Annotated in this window: 24 protein-coding genes; 9 read left to right on the top strand and 15 right to left on the bottom strand. The window is 69.0% G+C overall.

What is annotated here, in order from left to right; genetic code table 11:
• Positions 1-6 precede the first annotated feature (6 nt).
• The 4 genes from NK1_RS28455 to NK1_RS28440 all read right to left on the bottom strand — a co-directional run bounded on the left by NK1_RS28455 (position 7) and on the right by NK1_RS28440 (position 4,171).
• A complete protein-coding gene (locus NK1_RS28455; RefSeq protein WP_036499611.1) occupies positions 7-342 on the bottom strand; it encodes an MmcQ/YjbR family DNA-binding protein in 336 nt (111 codons plus the stop codon).
• A 15-nt stretch (positions 343-357) separates the two neighbouring features.
• Positions 358-1,803 (bottom strand): vWA domain-containing protein, encoded by a 1,446-nt coding sequence (locus NK1_RS28450; RefSeq protein WP_063013687.1) that lies wholly within the window; start codon positions 1,801-1,803, stop codon positions 358-360.
• A 48-nt stretch (positions 1,804-1,851) separates the two neighbouring features.
• Positions 1,852-2,745, bottom strand: coding sequence for an AAA family ATPase (locus NK1_RS28445; protein WP_128145391.1), 894 nt, complete (start codon positions 2,743-2,745; stop codon positions 1,852-1,854).
• A 157-nt stretch (positions 2,746-2,902) separates the two neighbouring features.
• Positions 2,903-4,171, bottom strand: a complete 1,269-nt coding sequence (locus tag NK1_RS28440) for a glutamate-5-semialdehyde dehydrogenase (protein ID WP_063013643.1) — start codon at positions 4,169-4,171, stop codon at positions 2,903-2,905.
• 91 nt (positions 4,172-4,262) lie between these two features.
• Here NK1_RS28440 and NK1_RS28435 point away from each other — a divergent pair, with 91 nt between their 5' ends.
• From NK1_RS28435 to NK1_RS28425, 3 genes are all read left to right on the top strand, one after another.
• Positions 4,263-5,858 (top strand): MFS transporter, encoded by a 1,596-nt coding sequence (locus NK1_RS28435; protein ID WP_063013684.1) that lies wholly within the window; start codon positions 4,263-4,265, stop codon positions 5,856-5,858.
• Positions 5,859-5,940: 82 nt separating this feature from the next.
• Positions 5,941-6,399: an SRPBCC family protein gene (locus NK1_RS28430; protein WP_063013641.1), complete on the top strand. Its 459-nt coding sequence runs from the start codon at positions 5,941-5,943 to the stop codon at positions 6,397-6,399.
• Between the two features lie 49 nt (positions 6,400-6,448).
• Positions 6,449-7,303 (top strand): ribokinase, encoded by an 855-nt coding sequence (locus NK1_RS28425; RefSeq protein WP_063013639.1) that lies wholly within the window; start codon positions 6,449-6,451, stop codon positions 7,301-7,303.
• A 138-nt stretch (positions 7,304-7,441) separates the two neighbouring features.
• Here the strand turns inward: NK1_RS28425 and NK1_RS28420 are convergent, their stop codons facing one another.
• Positions 7,442-8,005 (bottom strand): TetR/AcrR family transcriptional regulator, encoded by a 564-nt coding sequence (locus tag NK1_RS28420; RefSeq protein ID WP_063013637.1) that lies wholly within the window; start codon positions 8,003-8,005, stop codon positions 7,442-7,444.
• Positions 8,006-8,131: 126 nt separating this feature from the next.
• Here NK1_RS28420 and NK1_RS28415 point away from each other — a divergent pair, with 126 nt between their 5' ends.
• Entirely contained in the window at positions 8,132-9,823 is a 1,692-nt protein-coding gene (locus NK1_RS28415; RefSeq protein WP_063013635.1) for a nitroreductase family deazaflavin-dependent oxidoreductase, read from the top strand.
• A gap of 27 nt (positions 9,824-9,850) precedes the next feature.
• Here NK1_RS28415 and NK1_RS28410 read toward each other — a convergent pair whose 3' ends face one another.
• The 5 genes from NK1_RS28410 to NK1_RS28390 all read right to left on the bottom strand — a co-directional run bounded on the left by NK1_RS28410 (position 9,851) and on the right by NK1_RS28390 (position 14,052).
• Entirely contained in the window at positions 9,851-10,729 is an 879-nt protein-coding gene (locus NK1_RS28410) for a VOC family protein (protein ID WP_063013633.1), read from the bottom strand.
• A 28-nt stretch (positions 10,730-10,757) separates the two neighbouring features.
• Entirely contained in the window at positions 10,758-11,852 is a 1,095-nt protein-coding gene (locus NK1_RS28405) for a ferredoxin--NADP reductase (protein ID WP_084461689.1), read from the bottom strand.
• Between the two features lie 51 nt (positions 11,853-11,903).
• The gene (locus NK1_RS28400) at positions 11,904-12,143 is read right to left on the bottom strand and encodes a hypothetical protein (protein ID WP_063013631.1); all 240 of its coding nucleotides are present in this window, start codon (positions 12,141-12,143) and stop codon (positions 11,904-11,906) included.
• Positions 12,144-12,154: 11 nt separating this feature from the next.
• Positions 12,155-13,297, bottom strand: a complete 1,143-nt coding sequence (locus tag NK1_RS28395) for a 3-ketosteroid-9-alpha-monooxygenase, oxygenase component (RefSeq protein WP_063013629.1) — start codon at positions 13,295-13,297, stop codon at positions 12,155-12,157.
• Positions 13,298-13,551: 254 nt separating this feature from the next.
• On the bottom strand, positions 13,552-14,052 hold the full coding sequence (locus tag NK1_RS28390; protein ID WP_106957506.1) for a flavin reductase family protein: 501 nt from the start codon (positions 14,050-14,052) through the stop codon (positions 13,552-13,554).
• Between the two features lie 233 nt (positions 14,053-14,285).
• On the opposite strand from NK1_RS28390, the gene NK1_RS28385 reads away from it, so the two are divergent.
• Together NK1_RS28385 and NK1_RS28380 are read left to right on the top strand one after the other, a co-directional pair.
• Positions 14,286-15,128 (top strand): IclR family transcriptional regulator, encoded by an 843-nt coding sequence (locus NK1_RS28385; RefSeq protein ID WP_036501211.1) that lies wholly within the window; start codon positions 14,286-14,288, stop codon positions 15,126-15,128.
• 38 nt (positions 15,129-15,166) lie between these two features.
• Entirely contained in the window at positions 15,167-15,793 is a 627-nt protein-coding gene (locus tag NK1_RS28380; protein WP_063013625.1) for a PadR family transcriptional regulator, read from the top strand.
• Positions 15,794-15,817: 24 nt separating this feature from the next.
• Here NK1_RS28380 and NK1_RS28375 read toward each other — a convergent pair whose 3' ends face one another.
• Complete coding sequence (locus tag NK1_RS28375) at positions 15,818-16,480, bottom strand: class I SAM-dependent methyltransferase (RefSeq protein WP_063013623.1); 663 nt, start codon at positions 16,478-16,480, stop codon at positions 15,818-15,820.
• 147 nt (positions 16,481-16,627) lie between these two features.
• Between NK1_RS28375 and NK1_RS28370 the strand changes: the two genes are divergently transcribed.
• The gene (locus tag NK1_RS28370; protein ID WP_063013621.1) at positions 16,628-17,869 is read left to right on the top strand and encodes a bifunctional 3,4-dihydroxy-2-butanone-4-phosphate synthase/GTP cyclohydrolase II; all 1,242 of its coding nucleotides are present in this window, start codon (positions 16,628-16,630) and stop codon (positions 17,867-17,869) included.
• A gap of 32 nt (positions 17,870-17,901) precedes the next feature.
• Here NK1_RS28370 and NK1_RS28365 read toward each other — a convergent pair whose 3' ends face one another.
• A complete protein-coding gene (locus tag NK1_RS28365; RefSeq protein ID WP_063013680.1) occupies positions 17,902-18,264 on the bottom strand; it encodes an MmcQ/YjbR family DNA-binding protein in 363 nt (120 codons plus the stop codon).
• A gap of 54 nt (positions 18,265-18,318) precedes the next feature.
• Positions 18,319-19,230: a TIGR03564 family F420-dependent LLM class oxidoreductase gene (locus NK1_RS28360; protein WP_063013619.1), complete on the bottom strand. Its 912-nt coding sequence runs from the start codon at positions 19,228-19,230 to the stop codon at positions 18,319-18,321.
• Positions 19,231-19,400: 170 nt separating this feature from the next.
• On the opposite strand from NK1_RS28360, the gene NK1_RS28355 reads away from it, so the two are divergent.
• Positions 19,401-21,683, top strand: a complete 2,283-nt coding sequence (locus NK1_RS28355) for a LuxR C-terminal-related transcriptional regulator (protein ID WP_063013617.1) — start codon at positions 19,401-19,403, stop codon at positions 21,681-21,683.
• 106 nt (positions 21,684-21,789) lie between these two features.
• Here NK1_RS28355 and NK1_RS28350 read toward each other — a convergent pair whose 3' ends face one another.
• Together NK1_RS28350 and hsaA are read right to left on the bottom strand one after the other, a co-directional pair.
• Entirely contained in the window at positions 21,790-22,644 is an 855-nt protein-coding gene (locus NK1_RS28350; protein ID WP_063013615.1) for an alpha/beta fold hydrolase, read from the bottom strand.
• The gene (gene hsaA / locus NK1_RS28345) at positions 22,644-23,807 is read right to left on the bottom strand and encodes a 3-hydroxy-9,10-secoandrosta-1,3,5(10)-triene-9,17-dione monooxygenase oxygenase subunit (RefSeq protein WP_036507637.1); all 1,164 of its coding nucleotides are present in this window, start codon (positions 23,805-23,807) and stop codon (positions 22,644-22,646) included. The genes NK1_RS28350 and hsaA overlap by 1 nt, the downstream gene beginning before the upstream one ends.
• Positions 23,808-24,210: 403 nt before the next feature.
• On the opposite strand from hsaA, the gene NK1_RS28340 reads away from it, so the two are divergent.
• Positions 24,211-24,480: NAD-dependent epimerase/dehydratase family protein (locus NK1_RS28340; RefSeq protein WP_157104481.1), on the top strand; the 270-nt coding region annotated here is incomplete at its 3' end.

Below are 24,480 nucleotides of genomic sequence, written 5' to 3'. Positions count from 1 at the left end.
GGCGTGCTACCCCGTCGGCCGCTTGGATTTCGGCAGTTTGGCGACGACCTCGGCGTAGGACTGATCGATCAGTTCGCGCACTTCCGCATCCGACACCGAGCCACCCAGCCGGACGGTGTTCCAGCCGTACCGCCCGATATACGCGGAGGCTGTGACGTCGTCGGGATGGATATGCACCAGTTCGTCGGCTTCGAGGCGGCTGCGGCCACATTTGAGCGTCACCGTCTCCGGGCTGACGAAGGCGAAGATCTTGTCGCCGACCTTCGCGACGACGTCGCCCTCCCAGGGTTCGTCGCGCCAGGCTCCCGGTTTGGTGAGGCAGTAACCCAGCAGATCGCTCATGACCCTCCTCGATGACTAGACCGGAAGCAGTCTGCTCACCACACCGGTCAGCTGGCGCGCCGACCGGCATTCGTGCATCTCGACGACCTCGGCGTAGCGGTTGGCCGCCGAATCACCGGTGCCCCACATCTTTTCGGCCTCCGGATTCAACCAGTGCGCATGCTTGGCCACCTGGACGAGTTCGCGCAGCGTATTCAGCGCCGGATCCCGATAGTTGGTGCGGGCGTCGCCGAGAATCAGCAGGGAGGTGCGGCTGGTCACCACGTCGGGCCAATCCTGCGCGAAACCGCGCAGTGCCGCACCGTAATCCGAGTGCCCCTCGAATCCGACCACCTTCGTCTCGGTGAAGATGCGCCGGGTCACCTGATCCAGCGGCGTGACCTGATCGAAGATGTGGGTCACCTCGTCCACCTGGTCGACGAACGCGAAGATCCGCACCCGCGAGAATTGCTCACGCAGCGAATCCACCAGCAGCATGGTGAAACTGGAGAATCCGGCCACCGATCCCGAGATGTCGCACAGCAGTACCAGATCCGGGCGGCCGGGCCGTGGTTTGCGGGTTTGCAGCGTGATCGGCACCCCGCCGGTGGACATGGACTTGCGCAGCGTCTTGCGCAGATCGATTTCACCGCGCCGGGAACGGCGACGGCGAGCGGCCAAGCGGGACGCCAGGACGCGCGCCAGCCGTTGCGAACCGCGCCGCAGTTCGGCCAGTTCGTTCTCCGAGATCCGCAGGAAGTCGGCATCCTCGGCTTGACGCTGGACACCGTAGGTCGCGACTCGCTCGCGGCCCAGCCGCTCGGCCACCCGCCGCCGGGTCTCGGCCTCGACGGTGCCGCGAAACGCCTTGACCCGTTCACGGGCGGCGCGGCGGGCGACCTCGGTGTCGAACTCCGAATTGTTGTGCCCGGCGGCCAATCCCGCGAGGATCTTGCTGATCAGCACCTCGGGCTGCACATCTTTCAGCGTTTGATATGCCGAGAACGACGGCCCGTTCGCCGACTGGTACTGCCCCATCTGCTCGACCATCTGCGCGGCCAGGTTCTGCAACTGCCGGGTCTGGTCACCCGTAGGTTCGGCGGCCAGCATCTCGGCCAGCATCCGCCGCAATTCGAACAGGTCGATCTCCCCGTCGTCACGCCGCGGCAGTTCGATATCGTCGGCGCCCGCGCGCTCTCCCAACGCGGCCGGGAACCACAGCTCGAACAATCCGTCGAAGGTGGCGCGTTGCGTGGGCCGGCGCAGCAGCGCACAGGCCAGGCCCTCGCGCAGCATCTCGCGATCCATCAGATCGACCACGGTGAGCACCCGGCCGGCATCCACCGTTTCCGACGGACCGACCGGAATTCCCCTGGCGCGCAAGGCCTCCACGAAGCCGACCACATGGCCGGACAGTCCGTGCGGTGCGGTCTGCCCGGGTTGCGGCGCACCCTGCGATGCGGACGCGGGCCCGCCACGCAACGCCGCGGAGACCAGCGCGCGGGGGGTGGTGCGCTTACCGGACACGGTTCAAGCCAATTTCAGCTCGGCCAGGGCGCGCTGATGGTCGCTCTGGTGTTTGAGCACCACACCGAGCGTCGCGCGCACGGTCTTGTCGTCGAGATCCTTCAGGCCCAGTGCCAGCAGCGTCCGTGCCCAGTCGATGGATTCGGCGACCGACGGCAACTTCTTCAACTGCATCCCGCGCAGCACGTGCACCACACGGACCAGTTGGGCGGCCACAGCCGGTTTCAGCTCCGGCACCCGGCTGGCGAGAATGCGGCGCTCGAGTTCCTCGTCCGGGAAGTCGATGTGCAGGTAGAGGCAGCGGCGCTTCAACGCTTCCGACAGTTCGCGGGTCGCGTTCGAGGTGAGTACCACGAACGGACGGCGGGTGGCGGTGATCGTGCCGAGTTCCGGGACGGTGACGGCGAAGTCGCTCAGCACCTCCAACATCAGGCCCTCGATCTCGACGTCCGCCTTGTCCGCCTCGTCGATCAGCAGCACGGTCGGGTCGGTGCGCCGGATCGCGGTCAGCAGCGGGCGCTGCAGCAGGAATTCCTCGCTGAACACATCGGCTTTGGTGTCGGCCCAGGCGTTGCCCGAATCCGGCCCGCCGGACGTCGCCGACTGGATGCGCAGAATCTGCTTGGCGTGATTCCACTCGTACAGCGCACGCGCCTCGTCGATCCCCTCGTAGCACTGCAGGCGAACCAATTCGGCATCGGCGACCTGGGCGACCGCGCGCGACAATTCGGTCTTGCCGACGCCGGCGGGACCCTCGATCAGCAACGGCTTGCCGAGCCGGTCGGCCAGGAACACCGAGGTGGCGGTGGCCTTGTCGGCCAGATAGCCGGTGGTGGCCAGACGGTCGATCACATCGTCGACCGAGGCGAAAATCGGCTCGTGCACGGTCGTCTGCACAGTTGGGCCCTCCTTCGGGAACAGCGCAGCCCACTGCAGGTATGCACCGTAAAGAACAGCTGATCACGACGGTACACACCCGCGGGGCGGGTTCGATACTCCGGTGTCGGCGAGACCACAGGCCGGGCCGGACAGCGACGGGCCGGCCCGGACGGGTTCAGCTCGGCCGAATCTGGCCGTCGCCCCAGACGATCCACTTGGTGGAGGTCAGCTCCGGCAGCGCCATCGGACCGCGGGCGTGCAGCTTCTGCGTGGAGATGCCGATCTCCGCGCCGAATCCGAACTGCTCGCCGTCGGTGAACGCGGTGGAGGCGTTCACCATCACCGCGGCCGCGTCCACCCGGGCGGTGAATTCGCGGGCGGCCTTCAGATCGGCCGTCACGATGGCCTCGGTGTGGCCGGTGCCCCACTCGTTGATGTGGTCGACCGCGGCATCGAGATCGTCGACGACCTTGAGCGCGATATCCAGCGACAGATATTCGTCGGCCCAATCCTCGTCGGTCGCGGGAACCAGGCCGGGCAGATCGCCGTGGATGGTGACCTGTGCCTGTTCCAGCGCGCCGATCAGGCGCGGGACCGCGGTCTCGGCGATCGCGCGATCGATGAGCACCGTCTCGGCGGTATTGCACACGCTGGGCCGGCGGGTCTTGGAGTTCAGCAGAATCGATTCCGCCATCTCGAGATCGGCGGCGGCGTGCACGTAGACGTGGCAGTTGCCGGTGCCGGTTTCGATGGTCGGGACCTGCGCGTCGCGCACCACCGCGTTGATCAGTCCGGCGCCACCGCGCGGGATGACCACGTCCACCAGGCCGCGGGCCTGGATCAGATGGGTGACGCTGGAACGATCCGCACTCGGCAGCAGTTGCACCGCATCGGCCGGAAGACCTTGGGCCACAAGGGCTTCCCGCATGACCTCGACCAGGGCCGCATTCGACCGCGCCGCCGAGGACGACCCGCGCAGCAGGGCCGCGTTACCGGACTTCAACGCCAGGCCGAAGGCGTCGACGGTGACGTTCGGGCGGGCCTCGTAGACCATGCCGACCACGCCCAGCGGCACGCGCACCTGCCGGATCTCGAGTCCGTTGGCCAGCGTCGAACCGCGCAGTACCTCTCCGACCGGATCCGGCAGGCCGGCGACCTGACGCAACCCGGAGGCGATGCCGTCGATGCGCGGCTCGGTCAGCCGCAGGCGATCCAGCAGCGAGGCCGCGGTTCCGCCCGCCTGTGCGGTCGCGATGTCTTCGGCATTGGCGGCCAGGACGGCGTCCTTGTGCGCGAGCAGCGCATCGGCCGCGGCGTGCAGGGCCGCATCCTTCTGCGCGGTCGTCAGCTGCGCCAGCGTCCGCGACGCCACCCGAGCCCGCCGCGCCGCCTCGTGCACCGCTTCGCGCACGGTATCCACTTCGCCGACAGTTCCAGCAGTCATGATGAACAGCCTACTGACCGGGCCGCGGACGCCGACGTCGGATAACCGCCGAACGCCCGCTTCCGGCGACGCCCACCGCTACCGTGTGCTCATGGTCGCCACCATCCGGTTGTCCTCGGGTTCGGGTCGCTGGGTGCTGCTGGCCACGGTGCTGGGCTCGGGAATGGCGATGCTGGACGCGACCGTGGTCAATGTGGCACTCCCCCGCATCGGCGACGAATTCGGTGCCTCGATGGCGGGTCTGCAGTGGACCGTGAACGCCTACACCCTCACGCTGGCCGGGCTGATTCTGCTCGGCGGATCGCTGGGTGACCGGTTCGGGCGGCGGCGGATCTTCGTCGTCGGTGTGGTGTGGTTCGCGTTGGCCTCGGCGCTCTGCGGTGCGGCACAAGGCATTCCGATGCTCATCGCGGCCCGCGCGCTGCAGGGGGTGGGCGGTGCGCTGCTGACGCCCGGTTCGCTGGCGATCATCCAGGCGTCGTTCGCGAAATCGGATCGCGCCCGCGCGGTGGGCGCGTGGTCCGGACTCGGCGGGGTCGCCGGCGCGATCGGCCCCTTCCTGGGCGGATGGCTGGTCGGCGCGGCCGGGTGGCGCTGGGTGTTCCTGCTGAACATTCCGCTGGCCGCGGTGGTGGTGCTGGTCGCGGTGCGGCACGTGCCGGAGACCTACGGTTCCGGCGCGGCCGACGGCTCGGCATCCACCCGCCCGGCTCCCGAATCCGGGGGCCCGGCACACGAGGGGTTCGACGTACTGGGGGCGTTCCTCGCCGCACTGTGCCTGGCCGGTATCACCTATGCGCTGACCATGGCGCCCGAACACGGGAGCAGCCGGACGGCCGTGGTCGCGACGGCGGTGATCGGTGTGCTCGCCGGCGTGGCCTTCGTCGTGGTCGAGCGCCGGCGGTCGGCACGGTACGAGGCGCCCGGACACCGCGGCGGGCCGCCGCCGATGCTGCCGGTCGAGATCTTCGCCTCGCGGCAGTTCAGCGCGATCAACGCCGTCACCTTCGTCATGTACGGCGCGATGGGCGTGGTGTTCTTCCTGCTGGTGCTGACTTTGCAGGTGGTGGCCGGTTTCAGTCCGATGGCGGCCGGGACCGCGATGCTGCCCGCGACCGTGCTGATGCTGCTGTTCTCCGCGCGCTCGGGCGATCTGGCGCAGCGCATCGGACCGCGCATCCCGATCACCGCGGGTGTCCTGCTGGCCGCCGCCGGAATGCTGCTGATGATGCGGATCGGCCCCGACGCCTCCTATGTGGCCGATGTGCTGCCCGCCGCCCTCGTCTTCGGCCTCGGTCTCACCCTGGCCGTCGCGCCGCTGACCGCGACCGTCCTGGCGACGGCCGACGAGCGGCACGCGGGCGTGGCCAGCGGCGTGAACAACGCCGTCGCCCGAGCGGCCGGATTGCTCGCGGTGGCGGCGATCCCACCGCTCACCGGACTCACCGGCGCCGCCTACACCGACCCCGCCGCCTTCGAACACGGATTCCGCGAGGCCATGCTCATCTGCGCGATCGTCATGGCCGCGGCCGCGGCGCTCACCGTGGTCACCGTCCGTGACGACGCGCTGCGGGACGCGAGTCCCGAGTCCACGCCGCAGTGCAAGGTCAACTGCCCGGTGGCCGGGCCGCCCCTGGAGCCCCGGCACGCCGAATCGACGTCCGGCCCGGTCGGCGACCAGGAATAGGACGCGCACACCGAAAGGGCTGTGTCCGAACGATAGTCGTGGCCGCGTTGTCGACGCTGCCGGTGAATGATTCGATGGTCGCATGGCAGATATCGACAGGGTGGTGTCGGCGGAGCGCGAAATCGCCGCGCCGGCCGGGCACATCTTCGAATTGATCGCCGATCCGGCGCAGCAGCCGCGATGGGACGGAAACGACAATCTCGACCGGGCGGAGACCGGGCAGCGCGTGCGGAGCGTGGGTGAGGTCTTCGCGATGACACTCACCAACGGAAGCGTGCGCGAGAACCACGTGGTGGAGTTCGAGGAGGGACGCCGGATCGCCTGGCTGCCCGCGGAATCCGGGCAGCGCCCGCCGGGGCATCTGTGGCGCTGGGAGCTCGAACCCGTCGACGAGAGCCGGACACTCGTGCGGCACACCTACGACTGGACCCGGCTGACCGACGAGGTCCGGCTGCCCCGGGCCCGGGCGACGACCTCCGGCAAACTTCTCGGGTCCATCGACCGGCTGGCCGCGCTGGCATCGGCGGCCGACCGCGCCTGATCCCGGCGACGTCCGGTCCGTCCATACCGCGGCGGGTTACGGTGCGTGCATGGCACGGATCGCAGTGGTCGGCAGCATCAACATGGATCTGGTGACGCGCACGCGGCGGCGGCCGCGGGCCGGTGAGACCGTTCTCGGCACCACCTTCGCCACGGTGCCCGGCGGAAAGGGCGCGAACCAGGCGATCGCCGCCCGGCGCGCGGGCGCGGCGGTCGATTTCGTCGGCGCGATCGGCACCGACGTCTTCGGCGCCGAGCTGCGGAAGGTGCTCGCGGACAACGAGGTCGGGACCGCGGGACTGCGCACCGTCGAGGGGTCCAGCGGAACTGCCACCATAGTGGTCGACGAGACCGGCGAGAATACGATCATCGTGGTCGGCGGAGCCAATGCGGCGCTCTCGGACCTCACCGATGGCGACCGCGCGCTCATCGCCGATGCGGATATCGTGTTGTGCCAGTTGGAGATTCCCGTGGACACCGTGCTCGGCGCCGCCCGCTGCGCCCGCGATCACGGTACTCTCGTCCTGCTCAATCCGTCGCCCGCGCGATCACTGCCACCGGAGCTGTGGGAGGCGGTCGACATCGCGGTGGTCAACGAGGGCGAAGCGGCGCAACTGGATGCGGAACTCCGGACTGTTACCCACGTGCTGACCACCCGCGGCGGCGCAGGCGCGAGTTATCGCGGACCCGAGGGCGAGCTCGCCCATCCGGGGGTACGGGTCGAGGTGGTCGACACGACCGGCGCCGGGGACACGTTCACCGGCGCACTGGCCGCACACTGGCACGAGGGCCCGGCCACCGCTCTGGCCTGGGCGTGCACCGCCGGCGCCCTGGCCACCACCGTCGTGGGCGCGTCCGCGTCCATTCCCACCGCCGCCGCGATCGAGCGGGCACTCGCCGAATAACGCGCGCGGGCGGCAGGGCTGGTGCGAGTCCGAGGCCGGTGCCGATCCGGCCTGCCCGCGCCGCATATCCGGCTCACGACGTCGCAAACACCGCTGTCCAGGTGCGCAGCCGGTACACGCCCGGGCACCCGCGTCGGCCTACTTCGCGGTGTGGCGTGCGACGAGTTCCGACATCTGGGCGCCCACCCGCTCCAGCGGCGCCATCGAACGGGTCGCCAGGGACAGGATCACCGCCCCCTCGAGCGCCGCGACCACCGTGGTGGCCAGCGATATCGCGAGATCCGGTGCGACATCCTCGGTTTCGAGGCGTTCGGCGAGAATGGTCTCCCATTCGGTGAAGGTCGCCCCGGCGGCGTCGGCCGCCTCGGGCGCCTCCGACCGGCCCAGCGCGGCCGCGACGATCGGACATCCGGCGGTGAAGTCGCTGGCCGCGAGCTTCTCCCGCCAGAGAGCCGGGAAGGCGCCGACACACGACGCCACGTCGGCGCCGGCGGTGATCGTGCGCAGCAGGGTGCTGTAGGCGGCGCCGGCCGCACGGGTCGCCTCGGCGATCAGTTCCGATTTGCCGCCGGGGAAGTTGAGATATACCGAGCGGCGCGAGATGCCACTGTGATCGAGCAGCTGCGCGATACCGGTGCCGGCCACACCGTTGCTGCGCATCAGATCCACGGCGCTGTCGATGAGCCGGTCGCGGGCTCCCATGATGCGACCCCTTTCCTCACACCTTGTCGGTCCATCCTACCGTTGCCCTAGACCGATCGGTGTACTACGCTGCCGACTATACCGATCGGTATACCTCACTTCCGATCCGCGCCCTGGAGGATAGGCATGACCGGACTGCACGACCCCCTTCCCCTGCCCTGCGGCCAGGTCCTTCCCAACCGGATCATGAAGTCGGCGCTCAGCGAGGGGCTCGGCACGGCGGCGCATGCTCCCGACGACCGGCTGGTCCGGCTGTATCGCCGCTGGGGAGCGGGCGGCTTCGGCCTGATCGTCACCGGCAACGTGATGATCGACCGCACCCAGCTCGGCGAGCCGGGCAATGTGGTCGTCGACGACGATCGCGATCTCGCCGCCCTGACCCGCTGGGCGAAGGCCGCCAAGGACGGCGGCACCCCGATCTGGATGCAGCTGAATCATCCCGGACGCCAGGCCAATCCGCTGGCCACCCGGCAGCGGCCGGTCGCGCCCTCGGCGATCGCGTCGGGAGTGCCGGGACTGCCCACGCCGCGCGCGCTCACCGAGGCCGACATCCACGACCTGATCCGGCGCTTCGCCGACGCGGCGCGCATCGCGGAATCGGCCGGATTCGACGGCGTGCAGATCCATGGCGCCCACGGCTACCTGGTGTCGCAGTTCCTGTCGCCGCTGGCCAATCAGCGCACCGACGACTGGGGCGGTGACGCGCCCCGCCGGGCGCGCTTCCTGCTCGAAGTGGTCGGCGCCATCCGCGCGGCGGTCCAGCCGGGCTTCGCGGTGGCCGTCAAACTGAATTCGGCGGATTTCCAGCGCGGCGGTTTCACCGAGGACGAATCGCGGGCGGTGGTCCGGCAATTGGCTCGGCAGCCGCTGGATCTGATCGAAATCAGCGGCGGCAGTTATGAATCCCCGGCGATGATGGGCCGGTCCAGCGGCGTGGCGGCGAGTACCCGGGCACGGGAGGCCTATTTCCTCGAGTACGCGGAGACGGTGCGCCGGCTCGCGGCCGCGGTGCCGCTGGCGGTCACCGGCGGCTTCCGCAGCCGGGCGGCGATGGTCGGTGCGGTCGATTCCGGCGCCTGCGATGTGGCCGGACTGGGCCGCCCCACCACGGTGTATCCCACCGCGGCCGCCGATCTGCTCACCGGCGGCACGGAAGAGCTTCGGCCGCCGGCGATTTCGCTCGGCCTGCGCGGCCGCATCGCCGCCAGCGGCACCCTGCGTGCCGTCGACGGCGCTCTGGATCTGCAATGGCACACCGATCAGCTGCATCGCCTCGGCGCCGGGCTCGATCCGGATCCGGCTCGCTCACCGTGGTCGACGGCGCTGACCATGCTGCGCCGCAACGGGTTCGACGCGTTCCGGTCTCGGCGCGCAACGGCCGGTGGCGACCGGAAGTCGACGAAGTTCCGGATCGAGCGCGCGGTCGGCCGCTACCTGGTCAATCCCGGATTCGCCGCTCTGGACCGGATCGGTGTGCGATCCACCTTCGCGACCGAACTGGAGACCGTCGGCCGCAAATCCGGTCAGCCACGGCGGGTTCCGGTATCGGTGCTGTTCGACGACGACGGCGCCTGGATCATCTGCCAGCACGGTATGCGGTCGGGCTGGGGCAACAATGTCCGCGCCAACCCCTCGGTACGGTTGCGGCACAACGGAATCTGGCGCGCGGCCACGGCGGAGCTGCGCCCGGACGACGATGTGGTCGCCCGGGCCCGCGCCTTCGCCCCGCATCCGGCGCTCGCACCGCTGACCGCCGCCGGATTCGCCGCCCTGCAGACCGACCCGATCTCCGTGCGGGTCACCTTCACCGACGCGTAGGAACCCCGCGACGGTGGTGACGGCCGCTCAGCCCCGCGCCCATTCGTGGCCCCAGTAGCTGTCGGCCGTCATCTCCTCCGCGACGTAATCCTCGCCCACGAGCATTCCCTCGCAACCGAATTCGAGATCCCAGCCGCCCGGGGTGCGGACGTAGAAGGAGATCATCTTGTCGTTGGTGTGGCGGCCGAGTGTGGAGGACAGGTGATAACCCGCCTTGGTCACCCGGTCGAGCGCCCGGCCGACATCGTCGAGCGCGTCGACCTCCACCATCACGTGCACGATGCCCGGGCCGTCGCCGCGGCCGCCGGGAATCAGCGCGAGGCTGTGGTGGCGGGGATTGACACCCATGAACCGGATCCAGATCGGATGGTCGGGCGGACCGACCCGGAACGAACCGCGCGAGGCGAAGTCCAGCACCTCGGTGTAGAACTGCCGCGCCGCCTCGATATCGGGCACCGGCAGCACGACGTGGCCGAGCCCCAGATCACCGGAGACGAAACGGCTTCCGTACTTGCCGACCACCGGGCTGTGGTCGAGCAGGGGGCCGTGGAAGACCTCGATGGTGAATCCGGCGGGATCGGTGAAGCTGATCGCCTCCTCGACGTGGCGCGCGGCGGATTCGGCGAGGGTCAGTTCGGTGACCTCGATTCCGGCCGCGGCGAGGGTTTCGCGCACCAGCGTCAGCGAGCGCCGGTCGGCGACCTGCCAGCCGACGGCGATCACCTCGTCGCGATCGCCCGGTACCAATTCCAGGCGGTAGGTGTGCTCGTCCGTCCGCAGGTAGATCGATTCCGGGTTGGGGCCCGACCCTTCGGCGAATCCGATGGTGTCGAAGGCGAATTCACGCCATGCGGCGACATCGGCGATCTGCGCCCGGACGTAACCGAGCGAGCTGACGGCGGCCATGTGCACTCCTTGCAAGGGTTCGGGTGGTTCAGGAATAACTGATCGAAACGTCGTCGGTGACCGGTACCGCCTGGCAGGCCAGCACATAGCCCTCGGCGAGATCCTCCTCCTCGAGGACTTCGTTGCGGCGCATGGACACCTCGCCGGACACCACCCGGCAGACGCAGGCGCTGCATGCGCCCTCGCGGCACGAATACGGCGCCTCGAGGCCCGCTGCCAGCAAGGTGTCCAACAGGACCTGGCGTCGCGGCCAGGCCATGCGGTGATTCTCGCCGTCCAGTTCGACCTCGACGTGCGCCGAGTCGGCGGGGTCGCTCACCGGAGCCGCCGCCTCGAACGGATTGCCGGTCAGGGAGACGAACTTCTCCATGTGCACGCGCCGGCGGTCGGCGCCGTGGGCGGCCATGGCCGCGCCGACGGCATCCATGAACGGCCCCGGACCGCAGACGAACGTCTCGCGGTCGGCCAAGTGCCGCACCAGCGCGGACAGTTGCGGCACACTCGGCAGGCCCTGCACCGATTCCAGCCAGTGCAGCACCTGTAGCCGATCCGGATGCGCCGCAGCGAGTTCGGCGAGTTCCGCGGCGAAGATCACCGATGATTCGTCGCGATTGGCGTAGACGAGGGTGCAGTGGCCGCTGCCCTGCGCAAGCGCCGATTTCAGGATCGACAACACCGGGGTGATGCCGCTACCGCCGGCGAACAGCAGCAGATCCGTATCCAGCGAGGCCGGGGTGAACAGTCCGGCGGGTGGCAGTACCTGCAAACTCTCCCCGGCGACGGCGTTGTCGCACAACCAGTTCGACGCGTAACCCTGCGCGGTTCGTTTGACGGTGACCTTCAGCGGACCGTCTTCGTGCGGTGCGCTCGACAGCGAGTAGCACCGGCTCACCGAACCGGTGCGATCGCTGGGGATGCGCAGGGTGAGGAACTGTCCGGGCCGGTAGCCGAACCGCTGCGCGTGTTCGGGCCGCGGAGCCAGCTCGAGCGATACCGCGTCCGCGGTCTCGCGCACCACGCGCACGATCTCGACGACGACCGGATCGGCCGCCGCGTCGCGCGGACCGGCGCCCTCGGGCGCATCGCCCGGCTCACGCACGTCGAGTTCGATCGCCGTATCCATCGAGCACCACCACATCCGTTTCTCTGCCGTTCATTCAGCTTCCCGCCCCCGTCAGGCCACGGTCCGGCCGCGGGTGCGCACATCGACATCGCGGGTACTCACGCTCACCTGCCCCGCCTCCACCGCCGCGTCGATGCTGTCGCGCAGGGCGGCGCAGGTGTGCGCGCCCGGCGCGGACAGTTCGGTGCACGCGCGCATCGCCGACCGGCTCCACTGCACGCTCGTATGCTGCGGGCTGAACTTCTCCACCAGCACGCAGGTTCCGCAGGATCGGCACGCAACCTCGTCCATCGCGATGACTCTCAGCCCGCCACGGCCTGCTCGGCCCGCTTGGCGAGGTTCTCCGCGACCTCGGCCTCCCAGGCGGTGACCGCGCGGGTGGTGTCGACCTCGAATTCGAAGCGCGCGGTCATCTCCTCGGAGATGTCGGCGACGTCGGTGTAGAACTGCTCGTACCACCGGCGCAGCTGATAGACCGGCCCGTCCTCCTCGCACAGCAGCGGATTGTTGATGCGCGACTTGCGCTTCCAGATCGCCGCATCCTGTTCGAACCCCTTGCCGAGACCGCCGACGAAGGCCGCCGCGATCTGCTCGGCCTGTTCCGGCGACACGCCCTCCGGCTTCTTCGCGATGGCGCCGTACTGCAGGACGAACCGGTTCTCGGTGATCGGATAGTGGCAGTTGATCAGATAGCCCTCGACCGTGAGTCCGGCACTCTCGCTGCGCAGATAGTCGATCATGTAGGAGGGGCCGTAGTACGACGCCTCCGAATGCAGAGTGTTCTTGCCGCCCAATGCCTTCGCGGTCGCGCCCATCATGTCCTCGCGCGAGATCGAGGTCATGTACTGGCTGGCGATATGACCCTCGAACACGTTCTTGAAGAAGGTCGGGAAGCCGTAGTGCACGTAGAAGAAGTGCGCCATGTCCACGACGTTGTCGACCACCTCGCGGCAGTTGGCCTCGACGATCATCGAGTTCCAGGTCCAGTCTGTCCAGCCGTCGTCGAAGGCGGCGTCGACGCGCGGGATGGTGATGTCGGCGGGCGGTTGCTTGCCCTCGGGATCGTTCCAGACGAACAGCTGCTTGTTCTGCTCCAGCGTCGGCCACGCCTTGGTGCGGGCCAGCGGAGGCACCCGGCGCGCGTACGGGATTCCGGTGCACTTGCCCTTGCCGTTCCACCGCCAGTCGTGGAAGGGGCAGGCCAGCGAATCGCCCTTGACGGTGCCGTCGGCGAGATTGCCGCCCATGTGCGGGCAGTAGGCGTTGAGGACGTTGAGCGTGCCGTCCTCACCGGCGAAGACGACCAGTTCGGTGCCGAAGGCGGCGACGGTGTGCGGCTTGCCGTCGCGGAAGGAGTCCACCAGGCCCAGGCAGTGCCAGCCGCGGGCGAACCGGGTGGGCGGTGCGCCGGCGTCGATGACCCGCACTTCGCTGTCGCTGTTCATGATTCCTCCGTCTCGATTGCGTTCGGCCTCGATCGCGATCGGCCTCGACTACCCGAAGGCCCGACCCGCCCCGGGTGATGACTCGATGCTCGCCATCGGAAGGGGGGCCCGGCATGCGAAGTCCCACTGGCCGGGAGATCCGCTCCGCCTATCGGCAGCGACGGGACGCCTCGCGGTGCGGGCGGGTACGCACCCCTGCCGGTCACCACTTGCGCGCCCCCAGACGTGCGTCGGTACCCGTGCAGACACTCGCGTCAGTGCCCGTGCAGACGCTCGAACGAGGAGCGATAGAACAGCAGCGGCGCCTGGTCGGAATGTTCGGCCAGCGCGGTGACCCGGGCGATCACGATGGTGTGGTCGCCGCCGTCGACCTCGCGATCCAGCTCGCAGTCGATACTGGCCAGCGCGCCGCTCAGCCGCGGCGACCCGTTTCCGGACAACTCCCAGTCCACACCCGCGAATTTGTCGGTGCCGCGGCGGGCAAGCGCGCGGCAGATCTCGTCCTGATCGTGGGCCAGGATGTTCACGCAGAATCGCCCCACCTCACGGATGCGGGGCCACGACGTCGAGGTCCGCGCGGGGAAGAAGCAGACCCGGGGCGGGTCGAGGGACAACGACGAGAAGGACTGGCAGCTGAATCCGACCGGCTCGTCGCCGGACAGGGCGGTGATCACCGTGACCCCGGAGCAGAACCTGCTCAGCACGGATTTGAAGGTCGCCTCCGAGATCTCGTCCACCTGTACTACCGGCTCCACGGCCACTCCTTGTTTCGGACAGACATATAGCTGTAAGTCATGACACCAGGTCGAGGGGAGCCCCCGTCAACAGCCAGGTCCGGTGAACGGGAGAGATTTCGGTAGCACTTACGTAGTTCCACCGATTCGCGATCGGTGTGGTGGCAGCCACTGTGATAGGTGACACAAATGCCGATACCGAACATGCCTAGTCGAAATACTTCTAGACTGCATATGAGCCAACGGAGGTACATATGACCGTCACCGTGCTGCCCTCCGCGGAACGCACCACCACGGCCGCGCACCACGCGACGACGGGCGCCAGGGCTCATCGAGCCGGCGCGCCGATTCCGGTGTCGATGATCGAGCGGATGACGCTGATCCTGGACGCCTTCGACGCGAACACCCCCACCCTGACCCTGCTGGAACTGGTTGAGCGAACCGGACTTCCGCGCTCGACAGTCCATCGCATCCTGGATCAGATGATCCGGCTGCGCTGGCTGGCGCATTCCGCCGGCGGCTACCGCCTCGGCATGCGCACGCTGGAACTGGGCGGATTGACCGCGGACCACAACGAGATTCGCGATGCGGTGAGCCCGCTGCTGCACGAGTTGTCGCAGCGGACGGGCATGGTGGGCCACCTGGCGGTGCTCGACGGCCGCGAGGTCGTCTACCTGGACAAGGCCGGCGGCCGCTTCGGCGCGGCGCTGCCGACCCGGCTCGGCGGCCGGATGCCCGCGCACGCAACGGCTTTGGGCAAGGCGATGCTGGCGGCGCTGGAACCCACCATCGCCGAGGCCGCCTTCCGCGGCCGGCTGCCCCGCCTCACTCCGCGCACCCTGGCCGAACCCGATGCGCTGCATCGCGAACTCGGGCAGATCCGGTTGCGCCAAGGCGTGGCGATCGACCGCGAGGAGGCCATGGTCGGCATCGCCTGCGTGGCCGCGCCGCTGCGGGGCCGCGGCGCCCCACCGGCCGCGCTCTCGCTGTCGGGACGTGCCGAGGCGATGAGTTACGACCGGCTGGCCCGGGTCGTTCTCGAGGTCGTCCACGAGGCCGGGCGGGCACTGTTCCCGCACCGCACCCGCTGGCGCTGATTTCGGATCCGCATATGACTGGGCGGTATAGTTCGGCGATGACATCTGGCACCGATCTGCCGACCACCTCGTGGGCCGTGCTCGGGATGCTCTCGCATGCGGACGAATTGTCCGGCTACGACCTGAAGAAGTGGGCGGACTGGAGTTTGCAGTTCTTCTACTGGAGCCCGTCGTTCAGCCAGATCTACGCCGAACTCAAACGTCTCGAGAAGCACGGGTACGTCACCTCGCGCACCGTGACCTCCGAGGACGGCGTGCGCGGCAAGCGGATGTACGCGATCACCACCAGCGGCCGGGATGCCGTGGCGCACTGGGTCAATCACTCACCGGTGGAGGCGCCGGTACTGAAACACAGTGTGCTGCTGCGGGCGTGGCTCGGACATCTGGCCGAGCCGGAGCGGTTGCGCGAAATCCTCACCGCGCATATCGATTACGCGGAGAAGATGCGCCGCCGCGCCGCCGCCGACGCCGAGGGGTCCGACGCCAACCCGGATTGGGCCTTCCCCAGCGCCGTGTTGCGCTGGTGCATCCGGCACTACGAGGCGGAACGCCAACTGGCCGAGGATCTGCTCGACGACCTGGAGGCGTTGAACAAGCGCGGACGGCTGCCCCGCAATCGCGAGGCGCCGCTCGCACCACCGAAGTCGAAGGCTCGTCCGCGATAGCACAGGACCGGCGCGGATCCGTCGCTACATTCGCCGGATCCGGGCCAGCCACGCGGCGGTATCCACGGTGCCGTTCTCGGCCACGTTCAGTCCGGCGACCTGATCGGCGACCACCGGGGTGACCCGGCCGCGATAGGACGTGGGTCGCAGATCCTCCAATTCCCAACCCGCATCGAATGATTCACGCAGCAGCCGATCGCTGATGCGCGGCCCGAAACCGGGGTCGGTATCGGAGAGTGCCAGCACATGCACCAGACCACCCGGAGCGCACAGGGTGTGCAGCGAGCGGACATAGTCGGCGCGGGTCCCGGGATCCTCGCGGAAGATGTGGAACAGGGCACTGTCGACGATCGTGTCGAAGACGCCGAGTTCGGCGGCCGCCGCGGGGTCGGCGCCGAGCCGGACCGCATCGGCCACCCGGAAGCGCGCCGCGGGCACTCCCTTCGCGGCCGCGTTGCGCCGCGCGTATTCGACGGCACTCGGCGACAAGTCGATCCCCAGCACGTCGTAGCCGAGGGCGGTGAGGGCGATGGTGTGCTCCCCCGCACCCGTTCCGACGTCGAGCACCCGCCCTCGGATCAGTCCTCTGCGCTCCACTTCCACGATCGCCGGCTGCGGCTCACCGATCACCCAGGGGGCGGTGTCGTCGTCGTAGACGGTGTTCCAGAACTCTGCGGCCTGTGTCATGACCCCAGCGTGCATCCTCAACCGCACTCGAGGTCAACGCCGGCACCGGGTCCCCGGAATTCGCCGTCCCCAGAATCTCACTGAGCGGAACCCTTCCTAGCGAGGAGTGTTTCGGAATATTTCTATTAGGCATAGAGGAGGTGCACGATGACCGGTGAACTCGATTCCATCCAGAACGCACTCGACGCCCTGGCCGCCGGCCGGCCCGTCGTGGTGGTCGACGACGAGGATCGGGAGAACGAAGGCGATCTCGTCCTGGCCGCGGAATTCGCGACCGCGCAGACCATCGGATTCCTGATCCGCCACACCAGCGGCGTGCTGTGCGTGCCGATGCCCGGCGCCGACCTCGACCGGCTCTCGCTGCCCCCGATGACGGCGGTCAACGAGGACCCCAAGGGCACCGCCTACACCGTATCGGTCGACGCGGCCGCCGGCGTCAGCACGGGTATCTCGGCGGCCGACCGCGCCCACACCATGCGACTGCTGGCCGATCCGCGCACCACCCCGGCCGACCTCACCCGCCCCGGGCACGTCTTCCCGCTGCGGGCACATCCGCGCGGCGTGCTGGGCCGGGCCGGGCACACCGAGGCGACGGTCGACCTGCTGCGCGCGGCCGGATTGCGGCCGGCGGGAGTGATCGCGGAGGTCGTCAACGACGACGGGTCGATGGCACGGTTGCCGCAGCTGCTGGTCTTCGCACGCGAGCACGGGCTGCCGATCATCTCCATCGCCGACCTCATCGAGTACCGAAAGCATCGCGAGCACACCGTCACCCGGCTCGCGCAGACCCGGCTCCCCACGCGCTACGGCGATTTCCAGGTCTTCGGCTACCGCGACGAAGACTCCGGCACCCAGCCGGTCGAACATCTCGCGCTGGTCTTCGGCGATCCGTCCGGAACCGACGTGCTGGCCCGGTTGCATTCGGAATGCCTCACCGGCGACGCGTTCGGCTCGCTGCGTTGCGATTGCGGTGAACAGCTCGACGCGGCCCTGCGGGCAGTGGCCGCCGAGGGCCGCGGTGTCGTGGTGTATCTGCGGGGGCAGGAGGGGCGCGGCATCGGCCTGCTGAACAAATTGCGCGCCTACGAACTACAGGACGCCGGCGCCGACACCGTGGACGCGAATCTGCGCCTCGGGCTGCCGATCGATGCCCGCCGCTACGGCGCGGGCGCGCAGATCCTCAGCGATCTGGGTGTCGAATCGGTGCGGTTGCTCAGCAACAATCCGGATAAGCAGGCGGGCCTGCAGGCGCACGGCATCGCGGTCACCCGGCGGATTCCGCTGCAGACCGACCCCACCGAGCACAACGTCCGTTACCTGCGGACCAAGCGGGAGCGGATGCGTCACCAACTGGCGGGGCTCGATGTCGCCTCCGCGGCGGCGAACTGACAATCCTTGTGCCGCAACGGAATCAACGAGATTCAGAGCCGATGTTCGGCCAGCCAGCGCCGGGCCCGAGTCGGCGAGGCCCGCGAGAGCCAGGCATCCTGGACGACCTCGCGCAGTTCGTCGAGATCGAGTTCACCGATGTGGGCCCCACGCAGCAGTACCGATAGATGCCCGTCGAAATGAGCGGTGGTGAAGAACGGCGAATCCGGATCCTGAACGAGCGCACGCTTGTCCGATTCCGACGGCACCCAGAAGACGATCACATCGGGATACCGTTCGCCGGTGTCCGGATCGACGGCGTCCGGGCGCGGGGTGCGGAAGAAGATGAACGACTTGGCCCCGACCTGATAGACCGGATTGCCGCTCGATCCCCGCACCACCGTGACGTGCGGCATCGCGAGGGCGAGTTCTTCCACGTCCTCGATCCGCGCCCGGCGCGCCACGGTCGCTCAGTCCGCCAGCTGGGTGAGCAGCTTGCGGGTGCGCTCCGCGGCCTGTCCGCCGACGAACGGGGCGGCCACGAATTCCGTGGCGCCCGCGGCGAACACCTTCTCGATGCGGGCGGCGACCTGCTCCTCGGTGCCGATGATCGCCAGATCGGCCGGTCCCTCCGCGCCCTCGCGATCCATCATGGCCCGATAGGAGGGCAGCGAACCGTAGGCGGCGAAGACGGTGGCGGCCCGCTCCTTCCCGCGCTCCACATCGTCGGTGACCAGCACCGGCAGCGAGCAGACCACTCGCGGCGCGGGCCGGCCGGCCTCGGCGGCGGCCGCGGTGATGGTGGGTGCGATGTGGTCGGCGATGGTCGCGGGGCCGGTCATCCACAGCACGGTGCCATCGGTGCGCCGCGCCGCGAGTTTCAGCATCTGGGTTCCCATGGCGGCCACGAGCACCGGGATCCGGCCGGTCTCCCCCGCGGTCAAGCCGAGATTCGCGCTCAAGGTCTCGCCCCGATACGACACCGGCTGCCCGTCGAGCAGCGGCCCGAGAATCGACAGGTATTCCTTCATGTGCCGGGCCGGGCGGCCGAAGTCGTAGCCGAACATGTTCTCGATGACGATCTGGTGCGACAGTCCGATGCCCAGGGTGAGCCGTCCGCGGCCGACGGCGAGCGCGGTGGTGACCGCCTGCTGGGCCAGGGCGCCCGGATGCCGCGGATAGGTCGGCACCACGGCCGTGCCGAGTTCGATGTTCGCCACCTTGCTACCGGCGACGGCGAGCGCTGTCAGCGCGTCGAGACCGAAGATGTGCGACAGCCACGCCGATTCGAAACCCTCGCCGGCCACCTGCTGCAGTTCGTCGGTCAGGCGCACCAGCGCATCCGGTCCGGTCTGTTCGCTGAGCATGATGCCGATCCGCACGGGAAGCCTCCTGGGGACGAGGGGTCTGTGGGTCCGCGGCCCCGAGGGACCGCGGCGCGAGTCTCGGTTCGCGGTCTCAGCCTATTCCCGTTCGCACCGTCCGCGGGCACGCGGGACCGACATCGCCGATGTGGTCCGAACGCGTTTCGATCACGATAGGGTTGGCGATCATGGCGCGGCGTGTCACCGGGAATCTTCCCGCCGAGGTCACCAGTTTCGTCGGCCGCCGCGACGAACTGGCCACCGCGAAACGGCTGCTGCCCGCGACCCGGGTGCTGACTCTGCTCGGCCCGGGCGGCGTGGGCAAGACGCGGTTGTCTCGGCAGGTCGGCGCGGCGATGGCGCGCGCCTTCCCGGACGGGGTGTGGCTGGTCGAACTGGCCGATGTGCACGATCCCGATCTGGTCACCCTCAGCGTCGCCGAGGCGTTGAATCTGCGCGATGACACCACGGCGCCGCTCGACCGGCTCACCGAATTCCTCACCAGCAAACGACTCCTGCTGATCCTGGACAACTGCGAACATCTCATCGACGCGTGCGCGGCGCTGGTCGCCCACCTCGTCGCCGCCACCCCCGAGGTGCGGGTGCTGGCGACCAGCCGCGAGGTGCTCGGCGTACCCGGTGAGCAGGTGATGCCGATTCCGCCGCTTCCGGTCGCCGAACACGACAGCGACGCGCTGCTGCTGTTGGTGGAGCGGGCCACCGCGGCGAATCCGGATTTCATCCTCACCCCCGCCAACCGCGACACCCTCGCCGCGATCTGCCAGCGCCTCGACGGTATTCCGCTGGCGCTGGAACTGGCGGCACTGCGGTTCCGGGTGTTCACGCCCGAGCAGATCCGCGACCGGCTCGACGACACCATGGACCTGCTCAGCGCCGGACCGCGCACCGCACCACAGCGTCAGCAGACCATCGAGGGCGCGATCCGCTGGAGTTACGAACTGTGCACCCCCGCGGAACAGCGGCTGTGGCAACAGCTGTCGATCTTCGCCGGTGGTTTCGACATCGAGGCCGCCGAGGCGGTGTGCCGGCTGCCACCGGGGCCGCAGGGATTGCTCGACGCGCTGACCGGCCTGGTCGACAAGTCGGTGCTGCGGTTGCGCTACGACGCGGTGGCGCCGCGCTATTCGATGCTGGAACCCATCCGGCAATTCGGCCACGACCGCCTCGTCGAACACGGTGACGAACGCCGGGTGCGGGCCCGCCACCGCGACCACTACCGCGGGCTGGCCCTGCGCGGACAGACCGCGTACTGGAGTTCCGACGATCTGGCGTGGTTCCGTGAATTGGCGCGCGAACATGCCAATCTGCGCTCGGCCCTGCAGTTCTCGATGCTCGACGCACCGCAGCTGGCGATGGAGACCGCGACCGTGCTGCGGCCGTTCTGGGAGCATTACCGGTTCCTGTCCGAGGGATATCGGTGGCTGACCGACGCCCTGGCCCGGAATCCGGAACCGAGCTGGGAGCGGGCGCGGGCGCTGTCGTCGGCGGCCTCGCTGGCGGCACTGCTGTCGGATCGGGAGTCGGCGGCGCGACTGGCGAGCGAATGCGTCACCGTGGCAACCGATCTGGGCGCCACCGACATCCTCGCGGAGGCGGAACTGGATGCGGCACTGATCGATTTCACCGACGCCGATACCGCCGGTGCGCTGCGCCGGTCCGAGGAGGCGATCCGGCTGGCGCGGGCCGACGGCCATCATGCCACCGAAATGGACAGTCTCGCTTTCGGTTTCATGTGCGCGACCCTGCTGGAGGACCCGCGCGCCACCGAGATGGCCCGGGAGTTCCATGTCCTCACGCAGCGCTACGGGCCGCATCTGCTGGGTGGGCTGGCATTGTGGACGCTCGGTATCGATCAGTGGCGGCTGGGTGATCAGGACGCCGCCGACGACTACCTCGGACGCGCGATCGAGGAGTTCGCGCTGTTCGACCGGTGTGTGTGGCTGGCGTCGGGATTCGACGGTATGGCGTGGTCGGCCGCCGCCCGCGGTGATATGGAGCGGTCGGCCCGGCTGATGGGTGCGGCCGAGACGCTGCAGCGCAGTACGGTGCGGCTGGCCCATACGATCACCAGCGCGGTGGGTGAAAAGGTGCGCGACGAGGTCCGCAACGCTCTGGGCGACAGCGGGTTCCGCACCGCCTACGACACCGGCGCGGCGATGGCGCTGCCCGCGGCGATCGATTTCGCGCTGGGCCGCGGCCCCGCCCCCGAGGAACCACCCGCCCCGCCCGCGCGCCCCACGCCCGTCGACACCGCGGCGCTGTCGCTGCTCACCCGCCGGGAGAAGGATGTGGCCCGGCTGGTCGCCGCCGGGCACAGCAACAAACGCATCGCGGCCGATCTGGTGATCTCGGTTCGCACGGCCGAGACCCATGTCGAGCACATCCTGACCAAACTCGGCTTCACCTCGCGTACCCAGATCGCGGGCTGGGCGCGCGACCACGGACTGTAACCGGCACGGGTTTTGCACGGGCACGGACCGGAAACGACAGCGGCCGCCGCACCCTCGTGAGGTGCGGCGGCCACCGCATGGTCGGCGCGAAAAGATCAGCGTGCGTTCACAATCCGTTGTGCAGGAAGTCGATCACGGCGCGTTCGAACGCGTCCTTGCGCTCGACCTGAACCCAATGCCCGCAGCGGGAGAAGATCCGCAGATCGGCGCGCGGCAGCTGGCGGGCCGGCAGCAGTGCGCCTTCCACCGGTGTCACCCGGTCGTCGCGGCCCCACAGCATCAGCACCTCGTGCTGGATTGCCCGCAGCCGCGCCCACAGCGGAACCGGATCGGCGAAGGCCGGGGTGTAGAAGGTGGCGTAGGCGTCGGCGAGCGCCTTGGTCTGGCGCGGGTCCGAGGCCGCGGCGGTGCGGGCCGCGATCAGCTCCTCGGTGAGCACCGCCTGATCGAAGACCATCGTCTTCAACCAGTCCACCGCCCGCTCCGGGGTGGGGTCGGCATTGAAGTCCAGCAGGCGCCGAATCCCTTCCGACGGTTCGGGTCCCAGGATGTTGACGCCCACACCGCCCGGCGCCATCAGCACCAGCCGGTCCGCGCGATCGGGATGTTCGGCGGCCAGCAGGGTCGCCACCGCCCCGCCCATCGAATTGCCGAGCAGATGAGCGCTGCCGATGCCGAGCTCGTCCAGCAGACCCAGGACCGCGTCGACGGCGATTCGCAGATAGTTGCGGTCGTAGGTTTCGGGTCGTTCGCTGGCACCGAACCCCGGCTGGTCGAGGACCAGGCAGCGGAAGTGCGGAGCCAGGGCCTCGAGGTTGGCGCCGAAATTGGCCCAGCCCGAGACTCCGGCGCCGGAACCGTGCAACAGCACCAGCGGCGCACCGGAACCCGCCTCGTGATAGCGCAGTTTCACGCCGTCGACGGTGACCCAGCGGGTGGTGTCCTCGGCGGTGAAACCCATCAGACCATCCGTTCTGTGACCTCGACGCCCATCTCACCCTGACCGTACATCGCCAGCGCGCGCTCGACGTCGTTGATCACATGCGCGTTGCCGGCGTGGGCGTCGCGCCAGTTCCGTTCGATCACATTGGGTTTGCGGATCGAGTGGCCGCCGGAGTTCTCGAACAGCAGATCGATCGCGTAGATCGCGCGTTCGGTGCCCCGCACCTGGTCGCGGCGGGTCCGCAAGCGCAGCTCGTACGGAATCTCCTCGCCCGCTTCGGCGTAGCGCAGCTGCTCGCTGATATTGCGTTCCTGCTGCAGGATGGCGGCGTCGATCTCCGAGGCCGCACGCGCGATCCGCACCTGCGCGAACGGATCATCGGCCACTTTCTGCCCGCCGTAGGACAGCCGGACGCGCTCGCGCTGGCGCTGCAGATGCGATTCGTAGGCGCCCTGCGCGGCACCGATGATCGGTGCGGTGATGGTGTTGGAGAACACGCTGGCGAACGAGATCCGGTACAGCGCAGCGGTGTTCACCTCCTGGCCGGGACCCACGAGCGCGGACTGATCGGCGGCGCTGTACGCGCGATAGGCGGGGATGAACGCCTTCTCGACGATGATGTCGTTACTTCCGGTGCCCGACAGGCCCGACACGTGCCAGACATCCTCGATGCGGTAGTCGGTGCGCGGAACCAGCACCGTCAGGTAATCGGCTCCCCCCTTGTCGTTGGGCACCACCGCGCCGAGGAACGCCCAGTCGGCGTGGTCGCAGCCGGAGGAGAAGCTCCACCGGCCGCTCATCTCGAAGCCGCCGTCGACGGGCGTCAACTTGCCGGTCGGTGCGTACGACGAGGAGACGAGGGTGTCGGGATCCTCACCCCACACATCCTGCTGAGCCCGCGGGTCGAACAACGCCAGCTGCCACGGATGCGCACCCAGCACGGACGACACCCATGCCGTCGAGGGGCAGACGGTCGCGATCGCGCGAATCACCTCGTAGAAGGCGACCGGCGACTCCTCCGCACCACCGAAGCGGCTCGGCTGCAACATCCGGAACACGCCCGCCTCGGTCAGCTCGCGGATCGTCTCGGCGGGCACCCGCCGCTCCTGCTCGGCCGTCACCGCCCGTTCCCCGATCGCCGGGAGCAGGTCCCGCACCCGATCGAGCACCTTGTTCGCCATTGCCGGTGTTCCTCCCTGCCTCTGCGCTGTCACGCACTGGGTCGATGCCTCGACGGTAGGGGCGGGTGGGAGTACCAGGCCCGAGAAGTCCCGATCATCGGAATGCGGGGCCGACGCGGGAGAGCGTGGAGCGCTGCGAGTCCGCCAAAGAGTGGTCGGTCTCGGCCCGCCTCGATTGTGGACCGACGGAGCGAGGGAGCGCAGCGACTGAGCGGAGGAGGGAAAAAACGAGGCCCAAGGGGCCGAGACCCGCCGAAGCGAAGCGGAGGCCAAAAACACAACTCCACTCAGCGAAACGCCGCGCCCGCTGACCGGGACTTCGCGCGGGCACTCCGCAATCCACTCGTCATGGTGTGTGAACGGCGTCACGTTCTTGGGTGGCGCACGCGAGGAGGAAGAGTCGATGCGGGTCCTGATCACCGGAGTCACCACACCCACCGGTCGCGCGGTGGCGCGCATGCTGGCGGCCGCCGGGCACGACGTCGTCGGAGCCGACCGGGTTCGGCACCGGTATGTGGATCCGCGGATCGAGGTGCATATCGCCGATCCGGGCAGTGCCGGCGCCTACCGCGGCATCGTCGACGGCTGCGACGTGGTGCTCGACGTTTCGGACGGACCGGTCGCCGCGGTGGCCGCCGCGGCGCAGGAGGCCGGGGCCCGGCTGGTCGTGCTC

Origin of the sequence: Nocardia kruczakiae NBRC 101016 (assembly GCF_001612965.1) — a bacterium.
Lineage (GTDB): Bacteria > Actinomycetota > Actinomycetes > Mycobacteriales > Mycobacteriaceae > Nocardia > Nocardia kruczakiae.
Note: the sequence above shows the minus strand (reverse complement) of the source record. Positions and strands in the feature narration are given on the sequence as shown.

What these genes read in the sequence shown, in the direction of transcription:
- NK1_RS28400 (WP_063013631.1), bottom strand. Translation starts at nt 12,143, where the DNA reads ATGGACGAGGTTGCGTGCCGATCCTGCGGAACCTGCGTGCTGGTGGAG.
- NK1_RS28365 (WP_063013680.1), bottom strand. Translation starts at nt 18,264, where the DNA reads ATGCCGCACGTCACGGTGGTGCGGGGATCGAGCGGCAATCCGGTCTAT.
- NK1_RS28440 (WP_063013643.1), bottom strand. Translation starts at nt 4,171, where the DNA reads ATGACTGCTGGAACTGTCGGCGAAGTGGATACCGTGCGCGAAGCGGTG.
- NK1_RS28435 (WP_063013684.1), top strand. Translation starts at nt 4,263, where the DNA reads ATGGTCGCCACCATCCGGTTGTCCTCGGGTTCGGGTCGCTGGGTGCTG.
- hsaA (WP_036507637.1), bottom strand. Translation starts at nt 23,807, where the DNA reads ATGGCGAACAAGGTGCTCGATCGGGTGCGGGACCTGCTCCCGGCGATC.
- NK1_RS28410 (WP_063013633.1), bottom strand. Translation starts at nt 10,729, where the DNA reads ATGGCCGCCGTCAGCTCGCTCGGTTACGTCCGGGCGCAGATCGCCGAT.
- NK1_RS28455 (WP_036499611.1), bottom strand. Translation starts at nt 342, where the DNA reads ATGAGCGATCTGCTGGGTTACTGCCTCACCAAACCGGGAGCCTGGCGC.
- NK1_RS28385 (WP_036501211.1), top strand. Translation starts at nt 14,286, where the DNA reads ATGACCGTCACCGTGCTGCCCTCCGCGGAACGCACCACCACGGCCGCG.
- NK1_RS28380 (WP_063013625.1), top strand. Translation starts at nt 15,167, where the DNA reads ATGACATCTGGCACCGATCTGCCGACCACCTCGTGGGCCGTGCTCGGG.
- NK1_RS28355 (WP_063013617.1), top strand. Translation starts at nt 19,401, where the DNA reads ATGGCGCGGCGTGTCACCGGGAATCTTCCCGCCGAGGTCACCAGTTTC.
- NK1_RS28405 (WP_084461689.1), bottom strand. Translation starts at nt 11,852, where the DNA reads ATGGATACGGCGATCGAACTCGACGTGCGTGAGCCGGGCGATGCGCCC.
- NK1_RS28415 (WP_063013635.1), top strand. Translation starts at nt 8,132, where the DNA reads ATGACCGGACTGCACGACCCCCTTCCCCTGCCCTGCGGCCAGGTCCTT.
- NK1_RS28375 (WP_063013623.1), bottom strand. Translation starts at nt 16,480, where the DNA reads ATGACACAGGCCGCAGAGTTCTGGAACACCGTCTACGACGACGACACC.
- NK1_RS28370 (WP_063013621.1), top strand. Translation starts at nt 16,628, where the DNA reads ATGACCGGTGAACTCGATTCCATCCAGAACGCACTCGACGCCCTGGCC.
- NK1_RS28350 (WP_063013615.1), bottom strand. Translation starts at nt 22,644, where the DNA reads ATGGGTTTCACCGCCGAGGACACCACCCGCTGGGTCACCGTCGACGGC.
- NK1_RS28420 (WP_063013637.1), bottom strand. Translation starts at nt 8,005, where the DNA reads ATGGGAGCCCGCGACCGGCTCATCGACAGCGCCGTGGATCTGATGCGC.
- NK1_RS28430 (WP_063013641.1), top strand. Translation starts at nt 5,941, where the DNA reads ATGGCAGATATCGACAGGGTGGTGTCGGCGGAGCGCGAAATCGCCGCG.
- NK1_RS28395 (WP_063013629.1), bottom strand. Translation starts at nt 13,297, where the DNA reads ATGAACAGCGACAGCGAAGTGCGGGTCATCGACGCCGGCGCACCGCCC.
- NK1_RS28425 (WP_063013639.1), top strand. Translation starts at nt 6,449, where the DNA reads ATGGCACGGATCGCAGTGGTCGGCAGCATCAACATGGATCTGGTGACG.